This window comes from Neisseria sp. HMSC067H09, assembly GCF_001814135.1.
Classification (GTDB): Bacteria; Pseudomonadota; Gammaproteobacteria; order Burkholderiales; family Neisseriaceae; genus Neisseria.
On sequence record NZ_KV814866.1, the window covers coordinates 13350 to 34439 of the forward strand.

Sequence of the window (21090 nt, forward strand, 5' to 3'; positions counted from 1 at the left end):
GAAAATGGTTTCAGACGACCTTTTTAGTTAGGGATTTCAGGGTTTGACAGGTTTGCCATTGATGCTGACGGAAGTCAGTTTCAAATCGTAGGTTTTGCCGTCGTCGGTATAGCTGATTTGGGCGGGGATGTTGCCCAAGGAGGTGGCGAAGGAATAGGTTACAGTGTCGTCGCCGCGTTGTACGCGGTATTTTTCGACGGGTATGGCTTTGCCGTTCAGGGTATAGCTGCCGCTGCCGATTTTGCTCATACCGCTGACGGGATAGATTTTTTTGCCGTTGGTGATGCTCAGGCGGGCGGGCAGTTTCGCATCTTTGGCGGCAAGCTGCCATGCCAGCGTGAATAAATCGCTGATGTTGCCGCCGACGGTTTCGGTTTGCAGCTCGCCTGTTTTACCGTAGGTAACCTGATTGCCTCGGAATTTGGCTTCGGCATAGGTTTTGCCGCCGCGGACATCTTTATAGTAACTCGGGCGGATGGTGTTGCCGCTGATGCTGCCGCCGGATTCGAAACGGATGTGGTAGAGCGGGACTTTGATGGTCGAGACGACTTTGTAGCCTTTACCGTTGCGGGTAAAAGTCATGGTCGCGGGCAGGGTGAGTCCGTTGTAGTGTCCGGCATATTGCAGGGAGACGGATTGCGGTAAGTTGGCGGCATGGGCGCTAGAGATGAATACGGGTGATGCAAATGCAGCTATCATTAGGTTTAGGGATAAAGCGCGAAGATAGGGTTTCATGGCATTCCTCTATATATTTGATGTCGTGAAAATGCGTCGTTTTGCAATCGGTTAAATCGGTTATTATAAAGCTTAGTTCGTTAGAATATGACTAATTACTTATAGAAATGCAAAAGGCCGGAGTTTATCCGGCCTTTTAAGGGTTTTAAGCCAAGAGGGTTTGTCCTTCGGCGTTGCGTTCTGAGTTGAACACGCGGTTACCTTCGATTTTCAGACGACCTGCGACAAAATCGGCAACGGCTTGCGGGAAAAGGCGGTGTTCGACGGTAAGGACGCGTGCGGCAATGTCGTCGGGCGTGTCGCCGTCGAGTATTGGGACGATGCCTTGCGAGATAATCGGACCACAGTCCAGTTCAGGGGTTACAAAATGGATGGTACAGCCTGCGACGCGGCAGCCGGCTTCAAGGGCGCGTTCGTGGGTGTGCAGGCCGGTAAATGAGGGGAGGATGGACGGGTGGATGTTGATCAGGCGGTTTTGGTAATGGGCGCAGAATTCGGGTGTGAGGATGCGCATAAAGCCTGCGAGGACGACTAGGTCGGGTTGATAGACGTCGATTTTCTCCACCATGGCTTGGTCGAAAGCGAGGCGGCTGGGGAAGTCTTTGTGGTTGAGGCTGTCGGTGGCGATGCCGCGCTCGGCTGCCCAAGCCAGTCCGGCGGCGGTTGCGCTGTTGCTGAGGACGGCGGCGATGCGGGCGTCTGGAATGGCGGCATTGACGATGGCCTGCATATTGCTGCCGCGGCCGGAGATGAGGATAACGATGTTTTTCATGGTGTCGGGCTTTCGGATTTTTCAGGCAGCCATTGTATAGCAAAATAAAATCGGAATGCTATGCATGATACGGATAGGAATCGGATTTGCGAAGGTCGTCTGAAACGGATAAACCGCGCTATTGCTGCCTGAGAACAGATAACGGCAGTTGGGGTGGATTCGTAATGAAAAATGCCCGAAACGGATTGGGTTCGGGCATTGGGTTAAAGCGCGGGCTTATTGGACTTTTTTGATGTCAACTTGACCGGGGGCAGGTTGGAAGTCTTCGGGTTTGCCGATTTTAACCAGCTTCACGTCGAATACCAAAGTGGAATTCGGACCGATTTTCCCACCGGGAACTGCCTGATCGCGGTAGGCAAGTTTGGACGGGATATAGAAGGTGGCTTCGCCGCCTTCTTTCAAAAGCTGGATACCCTCGGTCCAGCCGGGGATGACTTGGCTGACAGGGAAGGTAACAGGACCACCATTGGCTTTACTGCTGTCGAAGACGGTACCGTCAATCAGGCGGCCTTCGTATTCAACGACGACGATGTCGTCTTTGGTAGGCTGTTTGCCTTCGCCTTCTTTGGTGATTTTGTATTGCAGGCCGGAAGCGGTAGTTTTCACACCTTCTTTAGTCGCATTTTCTTTGAGGAACGCTTCGCCTTTTTCCAAGTTGGCTTTGGCGTCAGCTTGAAGTTTTTCTGCGGCTTTGGTTTGTTGTTCGGTCAGGAATTTCATCATGACTTCCTGCGCCTGGGCTTCGGTCATTTTGTTTTCTTTGCCTTCATAAGAAGCCTGCATGGCTTCGATGAAGACTTTCATATCAATTTCCGCACCTTGATCTTTCATTTGTTTTAAAGATCTGCCGATGTCCATACCCATTGCGTAGCTGGCTTGTTGGGCCGGTGTACCGATAGAAGATGCGTCTGTTGCGGCAGAAGCTGCGGATGCGGGAGCAGAGGCAGCCGCAGGTGTATTGGCGTCTTTTTTGTCGCAGGCGGTCAATGCCAATGCGGCGGCAATTGCCAATGCGCTGAATTTGAAAGTTTTGTTCATGGTGTTTTCGTCTTTTGAAAGGGTCAGTAAAAGAAAGTCGGGATTATAGCCCAGTTTGATTCAAAAGGAATCAAAGCTGTTTAAATTTTTGGCTTGGATTGTAAAGCTGTTTTCAGACGACCTTCGGTTTCAGGCTTTTCCGGTCATATTGTGGTGTTCGATGGTAAAGCCGCTTTTTCTGTATGCGCTGAAGCGTTCGCGTGCGTCGGCGAGTTCTTCCAAACTGCTGCCTACGATTTCGAGTACGCGGGCGGGGATGACAGGGGCTTCGTTCCAAAAGTCGGGCGAGAGGTTGAGGACGGTGGCGTTTTCAAGTACGGTGGGCAGTGTGTTGCCGAATGCGAGCCATACGGGTGTTTCAGACGACATGGGTTGGTCAGGCTGCCAGATTTCGTGCGGAATGAAACTTTCAGGGATTTGCTGCCAAAGGTCGCGGTCGAGGCGGCGGATTGTCTCGGCAGAATCCGACCACACCAATATTTGTCCGCCGTCGCGTATGGCGCGCGCAATCAGGCGGCATGCGAAGGCGGCGGGGTCGGTGGCGTGGGTGTAAAAGGTGGCTTTAGGCATGGCGCGGGAGTGGGGCGGGAAAATAGGGATTATAGTGAAAACGGGTTGAAAGGGCTATCGGGCTTCCTGTATTGGATTTCAAACCTTTTGTCTTTGTTTTTTCAGACGACCTTTGCGGCTGTCAGCCCCGTTCCAACACCTTCCTCGCCGCTTCCACGCCCCAATACAAGGCTTCTTCGAATACCGAATAGCCGCTCAAATCGCTGTGGGCAAACAGCAGTCCTGACGCACGGTTTCTGATTTCTAACAAAGATTCGTCGTTCAGATACCCGACTTTCGGTACGCTCATGCCGTGTCCGCGCACCGTAACATCAACGTGGGAAACGTGTTGCCAGAAGCCTTCTCCATAGGCGGCGATCAAGTCTTTGGCGGCCAAGTCGCGCAGTGCTTCGTCGGAGGCGTCGAGCAGCTGGCGACGGACGGCTTGCGGGGTGTCGTGGTTAAGCGCGGCGTAGGCAGTAAAAATCGTGCGTTCGGGACGGGCGACGCGGATGAGCTGGTTGGTGGCGACGACATAGCCGAGCCCTTGGCTGCCGTAAATGACGTTATCCCACGCGGTTTCGCTGTTATTTTTTTCTTTCGGGAAACTGTGCAGCTCGAAATTGGCGACCAACCACGGAGCATATTCGGGGATGTTCAGCCCGTATTGCGCGGGATTTTCGACGATTCGAGCAGCGACCATCAACGGCATGGCGGAGATAACGTGTTGCGCGGTCAGGGCGACGGTTTCGCTGCTTGAATTGTCGCGCAGCCAAACTTCGATACGGTCGTCTGAAAGGGGTTTGATTTTGACGGCGGATGCGTTGACGGAAACGGGTTTGTCGAGGCGGATGGGGTTTTCAGACGACCATTGCCAACCTTCCTGCAAACCGGCATGGCAGCGCAGGTTTTCGGAAAGGTGCGCCAGACCTTCGGGCCAAGTGAGGACGGTTTCCGCACTGTTACGGGCGGCAAAGTAATGCAGTCCGGCAAAGGCGGATACTTGCGCTATACCCTGTCCGTAATCGTCGCGGCAGCAGTAATCGAGATACCAAAGAAGCTCGGTCGAGGTATAACCCTCTTGCGCAAGCCATTGTTTGAACGTCAGCTTATCAAGTTTGCGCCACGTTTCGTCCGCCGATGACAGGGCTATCGGAATGGCAAAAATCTTTTTGTCGTCGCTGCCGTAAGCCTGTTTCAGACGACCGATTAAATCAAAAAAGCGTTTGGAATCCGCATCTTCTTTCGGCAACAGGTGTTCCTGCCATTTATCCTGATACAAAAGGCGCGACTCGGGCGCGTAAACCAAATCGGTTTCCCTGAAACTGCCGTCCGATTGCAAGATACCAAAATCCACCAGCATCTCGCGCACATACGCGCTCTCTTTCGACGGCAACGCAAGATAATGCGCGCCGCTCGGCGCTTGCAGGCCGTCTGAAGCGGCGTAGGCGGCATTGTTGCCGTTGCGCTCGAACCCTTCCGCCAGCAATACATCACGATGACCGTGTTTTGCCAAATACCACAACGCCCCCAATCCCGCCGCGCCGCCGCCGAGTATCAGCGTATTGCATTCGTAACGGCGGCTCGGCGGGCTGAGCAATTTCCCGTCGCGCAACAAATGCCCCAACGGCAGCCCTACGCGGTTGACGGAAACCGGCGGTTTGCGGTTGAGGCGTTGGTAAGTCAGCCAAGAGAAAGAGGACGCAGCGGCAAGCGCTACGGTGTAACTGAGGAATTGACGGCGTGTCGGCATGAGGTTGAATACTGGTTTATGGTTCTGACAGGTCGTCTGAAAACATCAAGACGGTTTCAGACGACCTTTACAGGTTTTGTTGTTCTACTGGCGGCTGCGTATCGTCCAATATTCCTTCGCCACGTTGCGCTACCGTCCAAACGGCCCGTTCCGCCGCCAATTCCCTGCACAATACTTCCTTCACTTTTTCCAACTTCATGCCGCCGCAGATAAATGCATCTATGGCGGCGAAGCGGTGTTCCGGCCAAGTGTGGATGCTGATGTGGGATTCGGCGAGCAGTAAGATGCCGGTAATGCCGCCTGCTCCGCCGAAGGTGTGGAAACGCTCGGCGAGGACGATGGCTTCTGTGGCTTGGGCAGCGGCTTTGAGGGCGGTTTTCAGACGACCTTCGTCTTTCAAGACAGCTTCATCACAGCCATATAAATCTAAAAGACCGTGGTTGCCGGGGATATGGGTCATTTATGGCCTCCGGAATAACCGCTACCGCCGTAATAACCGCCGCCGTAATAGCCGCCGGAGTGCATACGCGAACCGTCGGAATCGGAAGAACCGTAGCTGATGATCATGGAGATGACGATGATGATGGTGCTGAAAATGATGTAAGTGGTTCTCGACATGGTTTAATCCTCGTCCTCGTCTTTTTTGCCCATAGTCCACATTAACCAGGCTCCTATGAAGATGACGGAGGGGGTGGCAGGATTGTCGCTGATTATCAGAGCAGGGAGGTTGACGACAACCAAAATGGCGGTCATTACGATTCTCAGTGATTTATCAATACCGTCTGCCGCCATTTTTGCGGTGTAATGCGGTGCGCGGCTGCTCAGGCTAAATGCCTCGGCAACTTCGCTGTAATCAATTGGCACGCTTTTGCTCCATGCTATTTCGTGCGTGTTCAATTCGGCAGAAAGTTTGCGGTTTTGTCCGTCGCGGTAGTCGCTGTAATAGTTCAAATCGCCCCTTCGGATGCGCCAGTAGAACGCGCCGGCCGCGACTTCGACCCTGCCGCCGTAGTCGTAAAGTTTGCCGCAGCCTTGCGGTTGGCGGTTGCGGTCGAGGCGCGGCCATGTATTTTGGGTTTGGGAAAGGCTCCAGCCGTCATCGGATTCGACCAGCCACAGGAAACCTTGCGTCGGGTTGTAAAGCAGATATTCCGACCATTGGCCTTCGGGCGTGAGCACGCGGTTGGCGCCGTTAAACAGGTTGTCGAATGTTTCCTGTGCGTCGGTTTCGGCGTATCTGACTGCGCCCATAACGTAAAATTCGCGGTTTTTCAGACGACCTTGTCTGCCGACGGGCAGGGTAAACAGGTTTTGCTGCGCCGTGCGCATGGCGTTGGCGGTAATGAGTTCGGCTTTGTCTTTGCCGATTGCCAATTCGCTGCCGCAGCTTGGGCAGTTGAGATGGGAGGTGATGCCGCTGACCCAGTGGACGGACGAGCCGCAGTTGGGGCAGTTCTCAGAGGCGATGCTGCCTTTCAGACGGCCTGCGCTTTCTTTGATTTCGTCTTCGCTGCGGGTGTTTTCCAGCTTCAAATCATCCAAGCCCACCATGCGGCCGAAGAAGGTTTCGGGGGTGTCGCTGCTGTAATCGAGCGTGATGAAAAGGTCTTCGCAACGCCAGTCGGCGACTTTGTTCTGACGGTCTCCGTTCAAAACAAACGGCAGCTCGCCCTGCGCGGCAGCGCGTTTCAGGCTGATGTGGCGCACGTCTGAGGCGACATAGCGTTTGCTTTGGAAAGTCAGTTCGCTAAATCCCGCCCGAATGTCCTCAAAGCGCGGCGGGTTGTCGGTTTCGACGGGCATGGTCATCACATACAAATCGCCTGCTTCCGAAAGCCAGCCCGTCCTGCCGTCGTCAAACAGCACGTACCATTCGTTCCATGCGCCGTCGTCGTATTGCACCTGAAGCCGTCCGACCAGGGTGAAGCGTTGCGTAACAAATGTGCCGGTCGTACCGATTTGCAGCGGGCTGAAATCTTCCAGCAATGCGGAATCGCGGCCGGAATCGACGATACCGTCATCCTGCCGCACCAGCATGCTGTTGCAGTAGCCGCATACCAGCGTAACGGCTGAGGCGGAATGCGCTTCGACAGGCGCGCCGCAGCTCGGGCAGTCGGTTTTAAAGAAGGGGGGGGTTGACATGTTTGCTTTTCGGAAGTGGGTTGGAAGTTTCAGACGACCTTGCAATAGTGCGGGACGGATTGGGTTTTAAAAGTCGAAATATCGGCGGCTGGATTTTACCGTATAGACTGACCGAACCGGTAAAGGCCGTCTGAAACCGTTTTCAGACGGCCTCTTTCCTCAGCCGATCAACTGTTTCAACACTTCCGCTTTGGCTTTATCGTAATCCTCTTGAGCAATCAAACCGCCGTCCAACAGAGATTTGAGTTTCGCCAATTTTGCCTGCGGGTCTTCGGAGGCCGTCTGAACGTTTTGCGCGGATTGTGCTGCCGGTTGCGCCGCGGGCTGCATCATACCCGCCATCGCGCCAGCCATTGCCTGACCGACGCCTGCGCCCACGCCCAAGCCTGCGCCGATTCCGGCAAGCCCGCCTTCGTTTTGCGCGGCGAGCGGGATGGATTCGGCGGTTTGGTATTGGGTGTAGCGTCCCAAATCGCCGATGACGCCCATGGAAATTTTCTTATCCAAGGCTTCTTGGATGGCGGCAGGCAGAGTGATGCTTTCGACGGTGAAGTTTTCCAGCGTCAAGCCGAGTTTGGCAAATTCCGCGCCGAGCAATTCGCCGATTTTCTGCGACAGCAAAACCTGGTTTGCTGCCATGTCCAAAAACGGAATGCCTGAGCTGCCGAACGCCGCCGCGAGTTGGGTGACGGCGATATTGCGCAACTGGGTTTCCAGTTCGGCACCGCTGTATTCTGCCGCTACGCCGCTGACTTCTTTGAAGAATTTTGCCGGATCGCTGATGCGGTAGGCGTACATACCGAACGAGCGCAACTGCACCGCACCGAACTCGGCATCGCGCACGGTAACGGGTTGCGACGTACCCCATTTCCGCGCAAGCTGCTGTTTGGTATTGAAAAAGTAAACATCAGATTTAAACGGGGATTCAAAGAGCTTGTCCCAGTTTTTCAGGTTGGTCAGCAGCGGCAGCGTTTGCGTGTTGAGCGTGTAACGTCCCGGTCCGAATACGTCGGCGGTTACTCCCTCATCGACAAACATCGCCATCTGCGCCTCGCGCACGGTCAGGCTCGCGCCGTTTTGGATTTCCTCGTCGGCAATCGGGAAACGCCACATCAGCAGGCTGTCGTCGGGATTCGGCCATTGGATGACGTCGATAAACTGTTTCTTGATAAAGTTGAACATTGCGGTTCCTTATTTTGAAGAATGGGAGAATACGGAGCGGGGAGGAAATGCGGCCAGCCGTAAATTTTGCAAACTGTTTATAAAAATCAGGTCAAACAAGCGGCATTCAAGATACCTATGGACACGGACACCGCGCCAAACAGCGCGCCGACGGCGACGTTGTTGCCGATAAGTTCTTCCGTTGCGCCTTTAATCATCATCGTGGCGGCAAAATACACCAAAATCTGAATCACTGCCGCGGCAAGGCCCCACAGGATAAAATCGACGAAACTGACGCTGTGGGCAATGCTGGACGCGAGCGTCAGACAAAATCCGACCAGCGCGCCGCCGAACGACAAGGCGCAGGCAAGGTTGCCGTTTTTAATCAGCCGCAATTCTTCCGCAGGGGTAATCCGCAGATACACCGCGCCGAAAACGGCAGTCATCGCTACACCCGCAAGCATATATTGCAGGTAAAGCAGGTATTGGGGCAGGGAAATACTCACGATAGGGTTTCCTTGTCAGATAATTTTGATGTTTTTGATTATGCCATATTTCAACAGTAAAGGTCGTCTGAAAAGGGGTTCAGACGACCTTTACTGTTTTTTGCTTTGTTTGGGGTTTATAAGGCAGGCGGAGGCAGAAGAGAGAATGAGACTATAGTGGATTAACTTTAAACCAGTACGGAGTTGCCTCACCTTACCTTAGCTCAAAGAGAACGATTCTCTAAGGTGCTGAGGCACCAAGTGAATCGGTTCCGTACTATATGTACTGTCTGCAGCTTCGTCGCCTTGTCCTGATTTAAATTTAATCCACTATATTACCTGTCCCGCACTATTCTCGATAAGGCCTCAAAAAGCTCTAAAAATCGTCTGAAAAAATGCGCGGAGTTTTCCGCGCATTTTGCTTAAAACGTACTTTCGTTTTCAGACGGCCTTTTACAAGGCGGCGAGTACTGCGTCGCCCATTTCGGAGCAGGAAATGAGTTTTGTGCCTTCTTCGTAAATATCACCGGTGCGCAAGCCTTGTTGCAGCACTTTTTGGACGGCGCTTTCAACTTGTTGCGCGCGGGCTTCGTCGTTCAGGCTGTAACGCAGCAGCATGGCGAGCGAGAGGATGGTGGCCAGCGGGTTGGCTTTGTTTTGTCCGGCGATGTCGGGAGCAGAGCCGTGTGACGGTTCGTACAGGCCTTTGCCGTTTTCGTCCAGCGAGGCGGAGGGCAGCATACCGATGGATCCGGTCAGCATGGAGGCTTCGTCGGAGAGGATGTCACCGAAGATGTTGCCGGTGGCGATGACGTCGAATTGTTTGGGTGCGCGCACGAGCTGCATGGCGGCGTTGTCCACATACATGTGGGAGAGTTCGACGTCGGGGTATTGTTTGCCGATTTCTTCAAAGATTTCGCGCCACAGTTCGGTGGTTTCCAAGACGTTGGCTTTGCCGACGGAGCAGACTTTTTTGCTGCGTTTTTGGGCGGATTGGAAGGCAACGTGGGCGATTCGGCGGATTTCGCTTTCGCTGTATTTCATGGTGTTGTAGCCTTCGCGTTCGCCGTTTTCCAAAACACGGATGCCGCGCGGTTCGCCGAAGTAGATGTCGCCGGTGAGTTCGCGCACGATGAGGATGTCTAGGCCTGCTACGATTTCGGGTTTGAGCGTGGAGGCGTTGGCAAGCTCGGGGTAGAGGATGGCGGGGCGCAGGTTGGCAAACAGGTTCAGGTCTTTGCGGATGGCCAATAGACCGCGTTCAGGACGCAGCGGGCGGTCAAGGCTGTCGTATTGCGGGCTGCCGACCGCGCCGAGCAGGACGGCATCGGCTTTGCGGCAGAGGTTTTGCGTGAATTCGGGATAGGGATGGCCGTATTCGTCGTAGGCTTCGCCGCCTAATGGGGCGTATTCGTAGCTGGCATCCAAGCCTTGGGCGATGAGTTTGTCGAGTACGCGGACGGTTTCGGCGACGATTTCGGGACCGATGCCGTCGCCTCGGAGGATGGCGATATGTTTGGTCATGGCAAAATCCTTATGAGGGTTTGGAAAAGGGGAGATCGTCTGAAAACGGCGAAGCGTTTTCCATTTGTAAGAATGGTGTTTTCAGACGACCTTTTGTGTCTGTTTGCAGGTCGGTTTGTTTGAACGAGGCTGATTGTACCATTGCGGCATCGAGAAAGCTGCGTGGAAATCATGCAGGCGGATTCGTTGGGAACGCGATGGGCGATGTAGCCGAGTTTTACAGTATTTGCGAAGGATTGAAGGAAATCAGTAGCGTTCTGCTTCGATACGGATTTTAAAGACGGCTTTGCGTATGGACTTTTCTTCGCCAACCAGCGGGGCGTGCGCGTCGTTGGGAAAGAAGAGGGCAAACTCGCCCGGTTGGAGCGTGAGCCAGGTTTCCGGTTCGCAGTCGAAAAATTCGATGTCGCGCTTTTCGTCGTAGCCCAAACCGTTTTTCAGACGACCCCTGTCTATCCAGCCGTAGGTTTCTTCCCCGCTGATGGGAACTTGGATGTCGATGTGTTTCAAATGCGCTTCGGGCTTGGCTTCGGCTTTGCCCCTCATCGGTTCGCTGCCGACAAAGAGGCGGATATTGGGGTTTGCGCACGGTACTTGGCCGTCGGGCAGGGAGGCGAAATCCAGCGTTTGCAGCAGTTGGACGGCGTCGGCGAAGTCTGGGTGCAGCGCGGTGTAGCGGGCGGCGTTGGTGATGGTATCGGTAATCATGTTTTGCGGGAAGAGATGAAAAGGCCGTCTGAAAATTAAACCTCAGGGTGTAGCGAAGCCAATACGTTCTTCAAGATGCCTTGCCGGAAGACAAATAAGACTTCGGTATAGGCGGCACCATCTCCGATGACGGTCGTTAAGAAAAGGGTATCATCTTTAGCGCGGTAGTAACAGTGGCTCAGTTGCGTATTATCGCCTGCCTTTTCAAAATATGGGTCGAACAGGTGGTCATATTGGGCTCGGGGAGCGATTTGTGTTTTACCGTTGCGGAAAAAGGCAATTTCACGATAGTGGCTGAATGGAATTGTACCGTCAGTGCCGAACATTTCTTTTCCGCGATAATGGGAAAGTCCGTATTGATCGTGTGTAAACAGATGTTTTTCTTTCTTATAGTTGAAACGTTCCGATTTAATGCGCACGCCCATGCCGTTTTTTTGGCAGGTAAAGCCGTCGGCAGTAGCCGTAACGGGGATGCTTTCATAACGCGACAACGGAATCAGTCGCGAAGTATGCACCCAGCCATCCAGGCTTTTTTTGCCGCGCAAATCGTAGGTCATCTGCCAACCGTGTTCTAAATGAAGCTTTCCGTCCATCTCGGGGGTATAAACATGGGTACCGTTTGGAATTTTGATCAGGATTCGGCTTTGGGCGTTCGGTTTTTCGCGTAAGTTGCTGTATCCGTCAGGATCTTGAATTTCTGAGAATTCCGCATGTGCGGCGAGGCTGATAAAAAGTATAGGGAGCAGGATAATTTTTTTCATGGTGTTGTGTGTGAAATTGTTGGGTATGTTTTTCAAATATGATGGTAAAGAGTAACGACCTGATTGTGTGTTAATAAAAGAGGTCGTTTGAAAATTCGCTACGCTCGTTTTCAGACGACCTCATCGTTTATCAACCGTTAAACAGCCAAGGCTGGCTTTGGCGGCGTTTTTCTTCGAAATCGCGGATTTCGTCGGCATGTTGCAGGGTCAGGCCGATTTCGTCCAAACCGTTTAAGAGGCAGTGTTTGCGGTGTTCGGTAATGTCGAATTTGAACGTTTCGCCGCTTGGTGTGGTCAGGGTTTGTTCGGTAAGGTCGATGGAGAGCTGATAGCCTTCGTTGGCTTCGACTTCTTTGAAAAGCTGGTCAACTTGTTCTTCAGTCAACACAATGGGCAGGAGGCCGTTTTTGTAGCAGTTGTTGAAGAAGATGTCGGCGAAGCTGGGGGCGATGACGGCACGGAAGCCGTAGTCGTCCAATGCCCAAGGGGCGTGTTCGCGCGAGGAGCCGCAGCCGAAGTTTTTGCGCGTCAGTAGGATTTGCGCGCCTTGGTAACGCGGCTGGTTCAGCGAGAAATCGGGGTTCAGCGGACGTTTGCTGTTGTCCATGCCCGGTTCGCCGTGGTCGAGGTAACGCCATTCGTCAAAGGCATTGGGACCGAAGCCGCTCCGTTTGATGGATTTTAAAAATTGTTTGGGGATGATGGCGTCGGTATCGACGTTGCTGCGGTCGAGCGGGGCGACGATGGCGGTGATTTTGGTAAAGGCTTTCATGTTCTGTACTTTTTCGTTTGTCGAAGATTATAAAATGCCCCGATTTCCGGGGCATTTAAGATTGAATCAAGGCAGATTAGTAGGTTTTGTCTTTTTCTGCAGTATTGCTGACGGCGTTGCCGGCGGCTTTGACATCTTTACCCATGCCGGAAATAGTATTGCAGGCAGACAGCAAGGTCATTGCGGTCATGGCGATGAGGACAAATTTTTTCATAATCATAAGTTCCTTGTAGGTAGTCAATGTTCAATTAGTAGCTTTTTACTGATTCGGCGGAGCCACTGACTGCACTGCCGGCAGCGCTAACATCTTTGCCCATACCGGAAACAGTGTTGCAGGCTGACAGCAGAGTCATGGCGGTCAAAGCAATAAGTGCGAATTTTTTCATTTGAAGCTCCTAAATTTAGTCAATCAAAAAGTACAGGTTGTTTGCTGCGTTATTAATAATATGCTGCATCTTGATAAAAGGCAATAGCCCTGTACCGATGCGAAAATATTTATTTTTACAAATTACGGATGTCGGTAAAGCGTCCGTTGACCGCAGCGGCAGCAGCCATAGCGGGGCTGACAAGGTGCGTGCGCCCGCCGTTGCCTTGGCGGCCTTCGAAGTTGCGGTTGGAGGTGGAGGCGCAGCGTTGACCCGGAGTCAGGCGGTCGGCGTTCATGGCGAGGCACATCGAGCAGCCCGGTTCACGCCATTCGAAACCGGCGTCGATGAAGATTTTGTCCAAGCCTTCCTGTTCCGCCTGCCGTTTGACCAAGCCGGAACCAGGAACAATTAACACGCGCTGTACGTTGTCGGCTTTTTTACGACCTTTGGCGACGGCGGCGGCTTCGCGCAAATCTTCGATGCGGCTGTTGGTGCAGGAGCCGATGAATACGATGTCGACGGGGATTTCGTTCAGCGGCGTACCCGCTTCCAAGCCCATGTATTCGAGGGCGCGTTCCATGCCGCTGCGTTTGACGGGATCGGTTTCTTCGGCAGGATTCGGTACTTTGCCGCTGATGTCCAAAACCATTTCGGGCGATGTGCCCCATGTTACTTGCGGTTCGATGTCTTCGGCTTTGAAACGGTATTCTTTGTCGAATACCGCGCCTTCGTCGGAAACCAGCGTGCGCCAGTATTCGACGGCTTTGTCCCATGCTTCGCCTTTGGGTGCGAAGGGTTTGTCTTTGACATAGTCGATGGTGGTTTGATCGACGGCAACCATGCCGGAGCGCGCACCTGCTTCAATCGCCATGTTGCACAGGGTCATGCGGCCTTCCATCGAAAGGCTGCGGATAGCTTCGCCGCCGAACTCGATGGCGTAGCCCGTACCGCCTGCCGTGCCGATTTGTCCGATGATGTAGAGGGCGACGTCTTTAGCGGTAACGCCCGGTTTCAGACGACCTTCAACGGTAATCAGCATGGATTTGGATTTTTTCGCGGTAATACACTGGGTCGCCATGGTGTGTTCGACTTCGGAAGTGCCGATACCGTGTGCCAGTGCGCCGAATGCGCCGTGGGTAGAGGTGTGCGAGTCGCCGCAGACGACGGTCATGCCGGGCAGGGTCGCGCCTTGTTCCGGTCCCATAACATGAACGATGCCCTGACCTTTATCCATGAACGGGAAGTAGGCGAGTGCGCCGAATTCTTTGATATTTTTGTCCAAAGTATCGACTTGCAGCTTGGAAATCGGGTCTTGGATGCCTTTGTCCCAATCGCCGGTCGGGGTGTTGTGGTCGGCGGTGGAGACGACGCTGTCGATACGCCACAGTTTGCGTCCCGCCATTTTCAGGCCTTCAAACGCTTGCGGGCTGGTGACTTCATGCACTAAATGACGGTCGATGTAAAGCAGGACAGTGCCGTCTTCTTCTTCGCGGACGACGTGGCTGTTCCAGAGTTTGTCGTAGAGGGTTTGTGCGCTCATGATGGGTTATCTTTGCTTATTAATAATAGGAGTAGATGGTTTGTTTTGATGGGCGGATTTTAGGCTTTTTACAGGGGTAGCGCAATAGAAATTTGTCTAATTTCTACTTTTTCACATAAAAACCTAAAAATAACTTTCAAAAATTAGACAAATTGTAGAATTGTTGACAAAAAGAGGTATTTTATTTGAAACAATGCTTGTCGTACCGCCTAAAAAAGCACTATCATTTCCATCCGTATCCCACATCCGACAACAGAGGTATAGAGAATGAAATTACCGGTTATGGCTGCCGAACATCTGTCGCAACTTCAGGCGTTTGAAGCGAAAATCTTGTGCAACCACGCCAAAATCGAAGCATGGTTCCGTTCGCAATGGAACGCGCACCGCCCGCCGTTTTACGGTTCGGTCGACATCCGCAATGCCGGTTACAAAATTTCGTCTATTGATATGAACTTATTCCCCGGCGGCTTCAACAACCTGAATCCGAATTTCATCCCGCTGGCGGCAGTGGCGGCGCAAGACGCGGTACAGCGTGCCTGCGAAACGGCAAAATCCGTATTGATTATTCCCGAAAACCATACCCGCAACACGTTCTACCTGCAAAACGTTTACGCACTCAGCGAGATTTTGCGCTCGGCAGGGTATGAAGTCCGTTTGGGCAGCCTGAATCCGGAAGTTACCGAACCAACCGAATTTGAAACCGCGTTGGGCGACAAAATCCTGCTGGAACCTTTATTGCGTACCCGCGAGCGCGTCCATCTTGCCGACGGCTTCTCGCCTTGCGTCGTCTTGCTGAACAACGATTTGTCCGCGGGTGTTCCCGACATTCTCAAAGGCATCAGCCAAACCGTATTGCCTCCGCTGCACGGCGGTTGGACGACGCGCCGCAAAACAGAACATTTCAGCGCATACAACCAAGTTGCCGCCGAATTTGCCAAGCTGATTGACATCGACGAATGGCAGATTAACCCGTATTTCGAAAAAATCGGCGGTTTGGACTTCCAAGAGCGCGAAGGTGAAGACGCGTTGGCGGAAGCGGTAGAACGCGTGCTGGCGAAAATTCAAGCCAAATACGACGAATTGGGCATTACCGACCAGCCTTTCGTTATCGTCAAAGCCGACGCAGGTACTTACGGCATGGGCGTGATGAGCGTCAAATCCGCCGACGAAGTGCGCGGACTGAACCGCAAAAACCGCAACAAAATGGCGAAGGTCAAAGAAGGCTTGGAAGTCAGCGAAGTGATTGTCCAAGAAGGCATTTATACCTATGAAACCATGAACGGCGCCGTGTGCGAACCCGTCGTTTATATGATGGACCGTTTCGTTATCGGCGGCTTCTTCCGCGTACACGAAGGACGTGGTGCAGACGAAAACCTCAACGCCGGCGGTATGGTGTTCGTCCCGCTGTCCAACAGCATTCCCACCGGCAGCGGCGACAATTCCCAAGAAGCTCCCGAAGCCTGCAAGCGCGTATTCGAACAATGGGACTCGCTCGGTATGCCGCGTTCCGAAAAAGACTGCGACGTGGACAACGAACACAACCGCCTCTACGTTTACGGTGTGATGGCACGACTGTCGCTGCTTGCCGCCGCGCTTGAGTTGGAGCAAACCGCGCCGTAAAGGATTACTTAAAATAGTGAAAGGTCGTCTGAAAACTTGAGATTCAGGTTTTCAGACGACCTTTTTCATGACGTTTGTAGGAAATTCAATTATTATCCCCACCTGATTTCAAAACTAATAATAAAAAGGGAAACAGTTTTGCTGAAATATTATGGATTGCCGTTTTGGGCAGTCGGCGTCATCGCCTCGTTCGCTTTGCCGTCCATACCGCATTGGGCTGCGTGGCTGGCGGCGGCATTGGTTTTGCTGGCGGCTTCGCGGCGGTTTGCGGTGGCGGGAATGATGCTGTGCGTCCTGCTCGGCGCAGCTTACGGCGTATTTCGGACGGAAGCGGCTTTGTCGGCGCAATGGCCGCTGAACGGGGCTTCGGAGTCGGTGTTGACGGTTGAAGTCGCAGATATGCCGCGCGGCGACGGGCGGCGGGTGCAGTTTGCGGCGAAGGCGTGGACGGAGGATGGGCGGCAGTTTGATTTATTACTGTCGGATTATCAGAAACGCGATTGGGCGGTGGGCAGCCGCTGGAAGGTGTCGGCACGGCTCAAGCCGGTTATCGGCGAAGTGAACCTGCGCGGGTTGAACCGCGAGGCTTGGGCGTTGGCAAACGGTTTGGATGGCGCGGGTACGCTGGGCAAAGGCAGGAGCTTGGTTCGCGAGGGCGGCGGTGTCGGCTTGGCGGTGTGGCGCGATGCGGTCAGCCGCCGTTGGCAGGCTGTCGGGGCGGACAGTCCGGATTTTTCGGACGGTATCGGTCTGATGCGGGCTTTGAGCATAGGCGAACAATCGGCGTTGAGGCCCGAACTGTGGCAGGCATTCCGACCTTTGGGTTTGACGCACTTGGTCAGTATTTCGGGGCTGCACGTTACGATGGTGGCGGTGTTGGCGGGTTGGCTGGTCAAACTGATTTTCAGACGACTGCCTTGGATACCGGCAAAACCACGCGTGTGGATTTTGGCGGGCGGCGCGGCAGGGGCTTTGTTTTATGCGCTGCTGGCGGGCTTTTCCGTACCGACGCAGCGCAGCGTTTTGATGTTGGCGGCGTTTGCCTGGGCTTGGTGGCGCGGCAGTCTGTCTTCGGGCTGGACGGCGTGGTGGCAGGCTTTGGCGGTGGTGGTGTTGATTGATCCGTTGGCGGTTTTGGGCGTCGGCACTTGGCTGTCGTTCGGCTTGGTTGCCGCCTTGATTTGGGCTTCGGCAGGTCGTCTGAAAGAACGCGGCTGGCGTTTGGCTGTACGCGGACAATGGGCGGCGACGATGTTGTCGGTGGTATTGCTGGGCTATATTTTTGCGTCGTTGCCCATCATCAGCCCTTTGGTCAATGCGGCGATGATTCCTTGGTTTTCTTGGGTATTGACGCCGTTGGCGCTGCTGGGGTCGGTGTTGCCGTTCGCGCCTTTGCAATGGGCAGCGGCAGGTTTGGCGGAATATACCTTGCGCGGCTTGGTTTGGCTGGCGGAGGTGTCGCCTGAATTTGCTGTAGCCGCCGCGCCTGTGCCGCTGTTGGTTTTGGCTTTTGCAGCGGCTTTGCTGTGGCTGTTGCCGCGCGGACTGGGTCTGCGGTCTTGGGCGTGTTTGGTGTTGGCTGGATTTGTGTTTTACCGCCCCGACCGTTTGGACGACGGGTTGGCGCGGATTACCGTGATGGATGCGGGACAGGGTTTGTCGGTGTTGGTACAAACGCGCAGCCGCAACCTGCTGTTTGACACGGGTACGGCGCAGGCGGCGCAAACAGGCATCGTGCCAAGCCTGAACGCCATGGGCGTGCGCCGTTTGGACAAGCTGATTCTGTCGCATCACGACAGCGACCACGACGGCGGTTTGGACGCCGTTTCCGATATTGAAATCGGCGAAACGCTGGCGGGACAGCCTGAGTTTTATCCGAACGCAAAATTTTGCGCCGAAGCGCAATGGCAATGGGACGGCGTGGATTTCGAGTTATTGAGGTCGTCTGAAAACCCGGTCGGCGAAGACAATGACCGAAGCTGCGTCCTGCGCGTCGTTTCCGACGGACAGGCATTGTTGGTTACGGGCGATTTGGGCGTCAAAGGCGAAGCGGGGCTGGTAGAACGCTACGGCAGCTCGCTGTACAGCCAGGTTTTGATATTGGGACACCACGGCAGCAATACGGCTTCATCAGGCGGCTTCCTCAACACGGTCGCCCCCAAATACGCCGTCGCTTCCAGCGGCTACGCCAATGCTTACAAACATCCCACGCCCGCCGTCCAAACCCGCGTCCGCGCACACGGCGCGACTTTGTTGCGGACAGATTTGTCGGGTGCATTGGTATTTGAACTGGGCGGCGATGAAGTCTTTAAAGGTCGTCTGAAAAAGGATAAGTTTTATTGGCAGAAAAAGCCGTTTGAGTAAAGCGGTTTGCTGTATGAACAAAGCCGTCTTTCAGACGGTTTTTTATTTCTGCATAATGGGTAGGCATTCGGTAAATCTTATTGATTTTATGATATAATTTCGCCTTTTTTTATTGACGGCAAGGGACTTTTGCAACGTGGACTGGATGAACAATCTGTTTTTGCTCGGCGGGGCGTTATTGTTTTTAAGCGTGGTTTCGACCACTTTGTCGGCAAGGCTGGGGATGCCGCTTTTGTTGGTGTTTCTGGCGGTTGGAATGTTAGCGGGTGAGGACGGTATCGGGCGCATCGATTTTGACAATTTCGTTTTGGCCAACGTCATCAGCCAGCTTGCGTTAGCCGTCATTTTGCTTGATGGCGGGTTGCGGACCCAGCTTTCAAGTTTCCGAATTGCATTGAAGCCTTCTGCGGTATTGGCGACATGGGGCGTGTTTGCCACCGTGTTGCCTTTGGGCTTGTTCGCCACGTTTTATTTGGGTTTGGATTGGAAATTCGGCGTACTGATGGCGGCGATTGTCGGCTCGACCGATGCGGGGGCCGTGTTCAGTCTGCTGCGCCACAGCGGCGTGCGCCTGAATGACAGGGTACAGGCGACTTTGGAAATCGAATCCGGTGCGAACGATCCGATGGCGATTTTTTTAGTTACCGCCCTGATTACCATGATTACCAACCCCGAACAATCAGGTGTGTTGGCGTTTTTATGGATGCTGCTGCTCCAAATCGGCTTCGGCCTACTGATGGGGTGGGCGGGCGGAATGGTGTTGGCGAAACTCGTACGTCGTCTGAACCTTGCGGAAGGATTGTACGCGCTGATGATTGTGTCAGGCGGCCTGTGGGTATTCGCATTTACCAATACCATCGGTGGCAGCGGCTTCTTGGCGGTTTATCTGGCGGGGATTATCGTCGGCAACCAGCATACCCGCGCAACCGAACACGTTTGGCGCGTGATGGACGGCCTGGCGTGGCTGGCGCAGGCGACTTTGTTCGTCGTGCTGGGTTTGTTGGTAACGCCCAGCAGCGTTTGGGAAAAAAGCGTCGATGCCTTGGTTATTGCCGTATTCCTCATGCTGGTTGCCCGCCCGCTTGCCGTTTTCAGCGGCTTGTGGAAATTCGGATACAGTGTGCGTGAAAAAGCCTACATCAGTTGGCTCGGGTTGCGCGGCGCAGTACCGATTTCTTTGGCGATGATGCCTTTAGTCATGGGTGTGCCGAATTCTGAACTGTTGTTCGATGTCGCCTTTGCCGTCGTCGTACTTTCCCTACTGATTCAAGGAACGACGATACCCGTCATGGCGCACCTGCTCAAGGTCGCCATGCCGCCCAAACCCGAGCCGGAAGGAATGCACGACATTTGGCTGTCGGAACGCGAAGCCGTGGCTTTGTTTTCTTTCAAGGTAACGAAGGAATCTGAGGCGGAAGGCAAGCATCCCGATGCCGTCGCCCCCATTTCGGAGTCGTTTGACTTGCGCTGTTTCGCGCTGATACGTGACGGGCGGAAAATCGAAATGCAGAACGATACGGTTTTGAGGGAAGGCGATACGGCTTGGTATATCCTGCCTGACAGCCAAGTGGACAAAATGGCGAAATACTTCAGTGAAACCGGGCAGAATGTGCGCGAAAATTTTGATTTCTTCGGCGAATTTGCCGTCGACCCGTATGTCAATACCGGCGATTTGGCAGCGGCGTACGGGTTGAAGCTGGAAGACGGCGAAGCCGGTATGAGCCTGCTCGAATGGTTTCAATCCAGAGGAGGCAGCGCGCAGCCCGTCGAGGGTGACCGCATTGTCGTTGACGGGTTTTCATTGACGGTTAAAGAAACCGATCAGAACGGTGTCGTGAAGAGTATGGGGTTGAAAGTACCGCGTCGGGAAAGCTAGGCTATGTCGTGATTTCTACATAAAAAACCAAACGACGACAGATTTTCTGTATATTGGTTCTTGCAATATTTATTGCGGTGATGGTGCGGTCTTATGTTTGGGAACAATATAGTGGATTAAATTTAAATCAGGACAAGGCGACGAAGCCGCAGACAGTACAGATAGTACGGCAAGGCGAGGCAACGCCGTACTAGTTTAAAGTTAATCCACTATACCAAGCCGTACTCCACTACCTGCACATACGCAGCCAACAGCGTACCGCAGACCACTACGGCATTTCCCGAACCCACCTGCGACGTTGGATAACCGTCTATCAAGAAGGCGGCATCGGCGCACTCGAACATCCCCAATCCAAAACCATGCCCCGCCACCGTAAAAACCTCTTCATCACCGACAAGCTCGATCACGAAAAAAGCACAGGCAGAGTTTATCGAAGAACTGTGCTATATGCGCGCAGAGGTTGCCTACCTAAAGGAATTAAAAGCCCTCAGCCAAAAGCAGACCGCAAAGGGCAAAGCCAAACCGTCCAAACACTGAGGGCGCAACACCCGCTCAAATACCTGCTGCACATCGCAAACCTGCCCAAAAGCAGCTTCTACTACCCCCACCAAGACCGGCCCGACCCCGACGAAACCGACAAAGCCCTTATCGCCGAAATCTACGAACGGCATAAAGGACGCTACGGGCAAAGACGCATTGCCGCAGCATTGGGTTGGAACCACAAAAAAGCGGCGCGGTTGATGAGGCAGTTGGGGCTGAAAGCCCTCATACGGGTGAAAAAAAGCCTACCGCCAGCCCGCCATGGGCGAAATAAAGGAACGATGCTGCATTCCGACCAAGGCGTGCTGTACCGTGCGGTGGGATATAGGGAATTACTTGCCCGACATACCATGGTTCAAAGCATGTCGCGTAAGGCGAACTG

The 21090-nt window shown here is 53.7% G+C and carries 21 protein-coding genes; 4 read left to right on the forward strand and 17 right to left on the reverse strand.

Annotated features, from left to right (window positions below; translation table 11 throughout):
• Window positions 1-36 precede the first annotated feature (36 nt).
• The 17 genes from HMPREF2954_RS02255 to leuC all read right to left on the reverse strand — a co-directional run bounded on the left by HMPREF2954_RS02255 (window position 37) and on the right by leuC (window position 14308).
• Window positions 37-735 (reverse strand): DUF3108 domain-containing protein, encoded by a 699-nt coding sequence (locus HMPREF2954_RS02255; protein WP_045074048.1) that lies wholly within the window; start codon window positions 733-735, stop codon window positions 37-39.
• A gap of 145 nt (window positions 736-880) precedes the next feature.
• The gene (gene purN, locus HMPREF2954_RS02260; RefSeq protein ID WP_045074050.1) at window positions 881-1507 is read right to left on the reverse strand and encodes a phosphoribosylglycinamide formyltransferase; all 627 of its coding nucleotides are present in this window, start codon (window positions 1505-1507) and stop codon (window positions 881-883) included.
• A 216-nt stretch (window positions 1508-1723) separates the two neighbouring features.
• Complete coding sequence (locus tag HMPREF2954_RS02265; protein ID WP_045074052.1) at window positions 1724-2545, reverse strand: FKBP-type peptidyl-prolyl cis-trans isomerase; 822 nt, start codon at window positions 2543-2545, stop codon at window positions 1724-1726.
• Window positions 2546-2674: 129 nt separating this feature from the next.
• Window positions 2675-3115: a DNA polymerase III subunit chi gene (locus HMPREF2954_RS02270; protein ID WP_045074054.1), complete on the reverse strand. Its 441-nt coding sequence runs from the start codon at window positions 3113-3115 to the stop codon at window positions 2675-2677.
• A 121-nt stretch (window positions 3116-3236) separates the two neighbouring features.
• Window positions 3237-4847 (reverse strand): NAD(P)-binding protein, encoded by a 1611-nt coding sequence (locus HMPREF2954_RS02275; RefSeq protein WP_045074056.1) that lies wholly within the window; start codon window positions 4845-4847, stop codon window positions 3237-3239.
• Window positions 4848-4914: 67 nt separating this feature from the next.
• Window positions 4915-5307: an adenosylmethionine decarboxylase gene (gene speD, locus HMPREF2954_RS02280; protein WP_045074058.1), complete on the reverse strand. Its 393-nt coding sequence runs from the start codon at window positions 5305-5307 to the stop codon at window positions 4915-4917.
• Entirely contained in the window at window positions 5304-5465 is a 162-nt protein-coding gene (locus HMPREF2954_RS12640; protein ID WP_167333215.1) for a hypothetical protein, read from the reverse strand. Before HMPREF2954_RS12640 ends, speD begins: the two co-directional genes overlap by 4 nt.
• 3 nt (window positions 5466-5468) lie before the next feature.
• On the reverse strand, window positions 5469-6989 hold the full coding sequence (locus HMPREF2954_RS02285) for a DUF4178 domain-containing protein (protein WP_197067784.1): 1521 nt from the start codon (window positions 6987-6989) through the stop codon (window positions 5469-5471).
• 159 nt (window positions 6990-7148) lie between these two features.
• On the reverse strand, window positions 7149-8171 hold the full coding sequence (locus HMPREF2954_RS02290) for an SPFH domain-containing protein (protein ID WP_045074060.1): 1023 nt from the start codon (window positions 8169-8171) through the stop codon (window positions 7149-7151).
• 86 nt (window positions 8172-8257) lie between these two features.
• Window positions 8258-8656: a DUF350 domain-containing protein gene (locus HMPREF2954_RS02295; RefSeq protein WP_003765161.1), complete on the reverse strand. Its 399-nt coding sequence runs from the start codon at window positions 8654-8656 to the stop codon at window positions 8258-8260.
• Between the two features lie 432 nt (window positions 8657-9088).
• On the reverse strand, window positions 9089-10159 hold the full coding sequence (leuB, locus tag HMPREF2954_RS02300; protein ID WP_045074062.1) for a 3-isopropylmalate dehydrogenase: 1071 nt from the start codon (window positions 10157-10159) through the stop codon (window positions 9089-9091).
• 246 nt (window positions 10160-10405) lie between these two features.
• A complete protein-coding gene (locus HMPREF2954_RS02305) occupies window positions 10406-10867 on the reverse strand; it encodes a NanQ anomerase/TabA/YiaL family protein (RefSeq protein ID WP_070688978.1) in 462 nt (153 codons plus the stop codon).
• 35 nt (window positions 10868-10902) lie between these two features.
• Complete coding sequence (locus HMPREF2954_RS02310; protein WP_045074066.1) at window positions 10903-11628, reverse strand: SH3 domain-containing protein; 726 nt, start codon at window positions 11626-11628, stop codon at window positions 10903-10905.
• Between the two features lie 130 nt (window positions 11629-11758).
• Window positions 11759-12400, reverse strand: a complete 642-nt coding sequence (gene leuD / locus HMPREF2954_RS02315) for a 3-isopropylmalate dehydratase small subunit (protein WP_045074068.1) — start codon at window positions 12398-12400, stop codon at window positions 11759-11761.
• Between the two features lie 76 nt (window positions 12401-12476).
• Window positions 12477-12614, reverse strand: a complete 138-nt coding sequence (locus HMPREF2954_RS02320) for an entericidin A/B family lipoprotein (protein WP_045074163.1) — start codon at window positions 12612-12614, stop codon at window positions 12477-12479.
• A 34-nt stretch (window positions 12615-12648) separates the two neighbouring features.
• On the reverse strand, window positions 12649-12786 hold the full coding sequence (locus tag HMPREF2954_RS02325; protein ID WP_045074070.1) for an entericidin A/B family lipoprotein: 138 nt from the start codon (window positions 12784-12786) through the stop codon (window positions 12649-12651).
• A 115-nt stretch (window positions 12787-12901) separates the two neighbouring features.
• On the reverse strand, window positions 12902-14308 hold the full coding sequence (gene leuC, locus HMPREF2954_RS02330) for a 3-isopropylmalate dehydratase large subunit (protein ID WP_045074072.1): 1407 nt from the start codon (window positions 14306-14308) through the stop codon (window positions 12902-12904).
• A gap of 267 nt (window positions 14309-14575) precedes the next feature.
• On the opposite strand from leuC, the gene gshA reads away from it, so the two are divergent.
• The 4 genes from gshA to HMPREF2954_RS02350 all read left to right on the forward strand — a co-directional run.
• Window positions 14576-15928 (forward strand): glutamate--cysteine ligase, encoded by a 1353-nt coding sequence (gshA, locus tag HMPREF2954_RS02335; protein ID WP_049224332.1) that lies wholly within the window; start codon window positions 14576-14578, stop codon window positions 15926-15928.
• 138 nt (window positions 15929-16066) lie between these two features.
• Entirely contained in the window at window positions 16067-18292 is a 2226-nt protein-coding gene (locus HMPREF2954_RS02340) for a DNA internalization-related competence protein ComEC/Rec2 (RefSeq protein WP_082054488.1), read from the forward strand.
• A 145-nt stretch (window positions 18293-18437) separates the two neighbouring features.
• A complete protein-coding gene (locus HMPREF2954_RS02345) occupies window positions 18438-20168 on the forward strand; it encodes a potassium/proton antiporter (RefSeq protein WP_141755618.1) in 1731 nt (576 codons plus the stop codon).
• Between the two features lie 359 nt (window positions 20169-20527).
• The coding region (locus HMPREF2954_RS02350; protein ID WP_321178150.1) for an IS3 family transposase at window positions 20528-21090 on the forward strand (563 nt) is incomplete at its 3' end.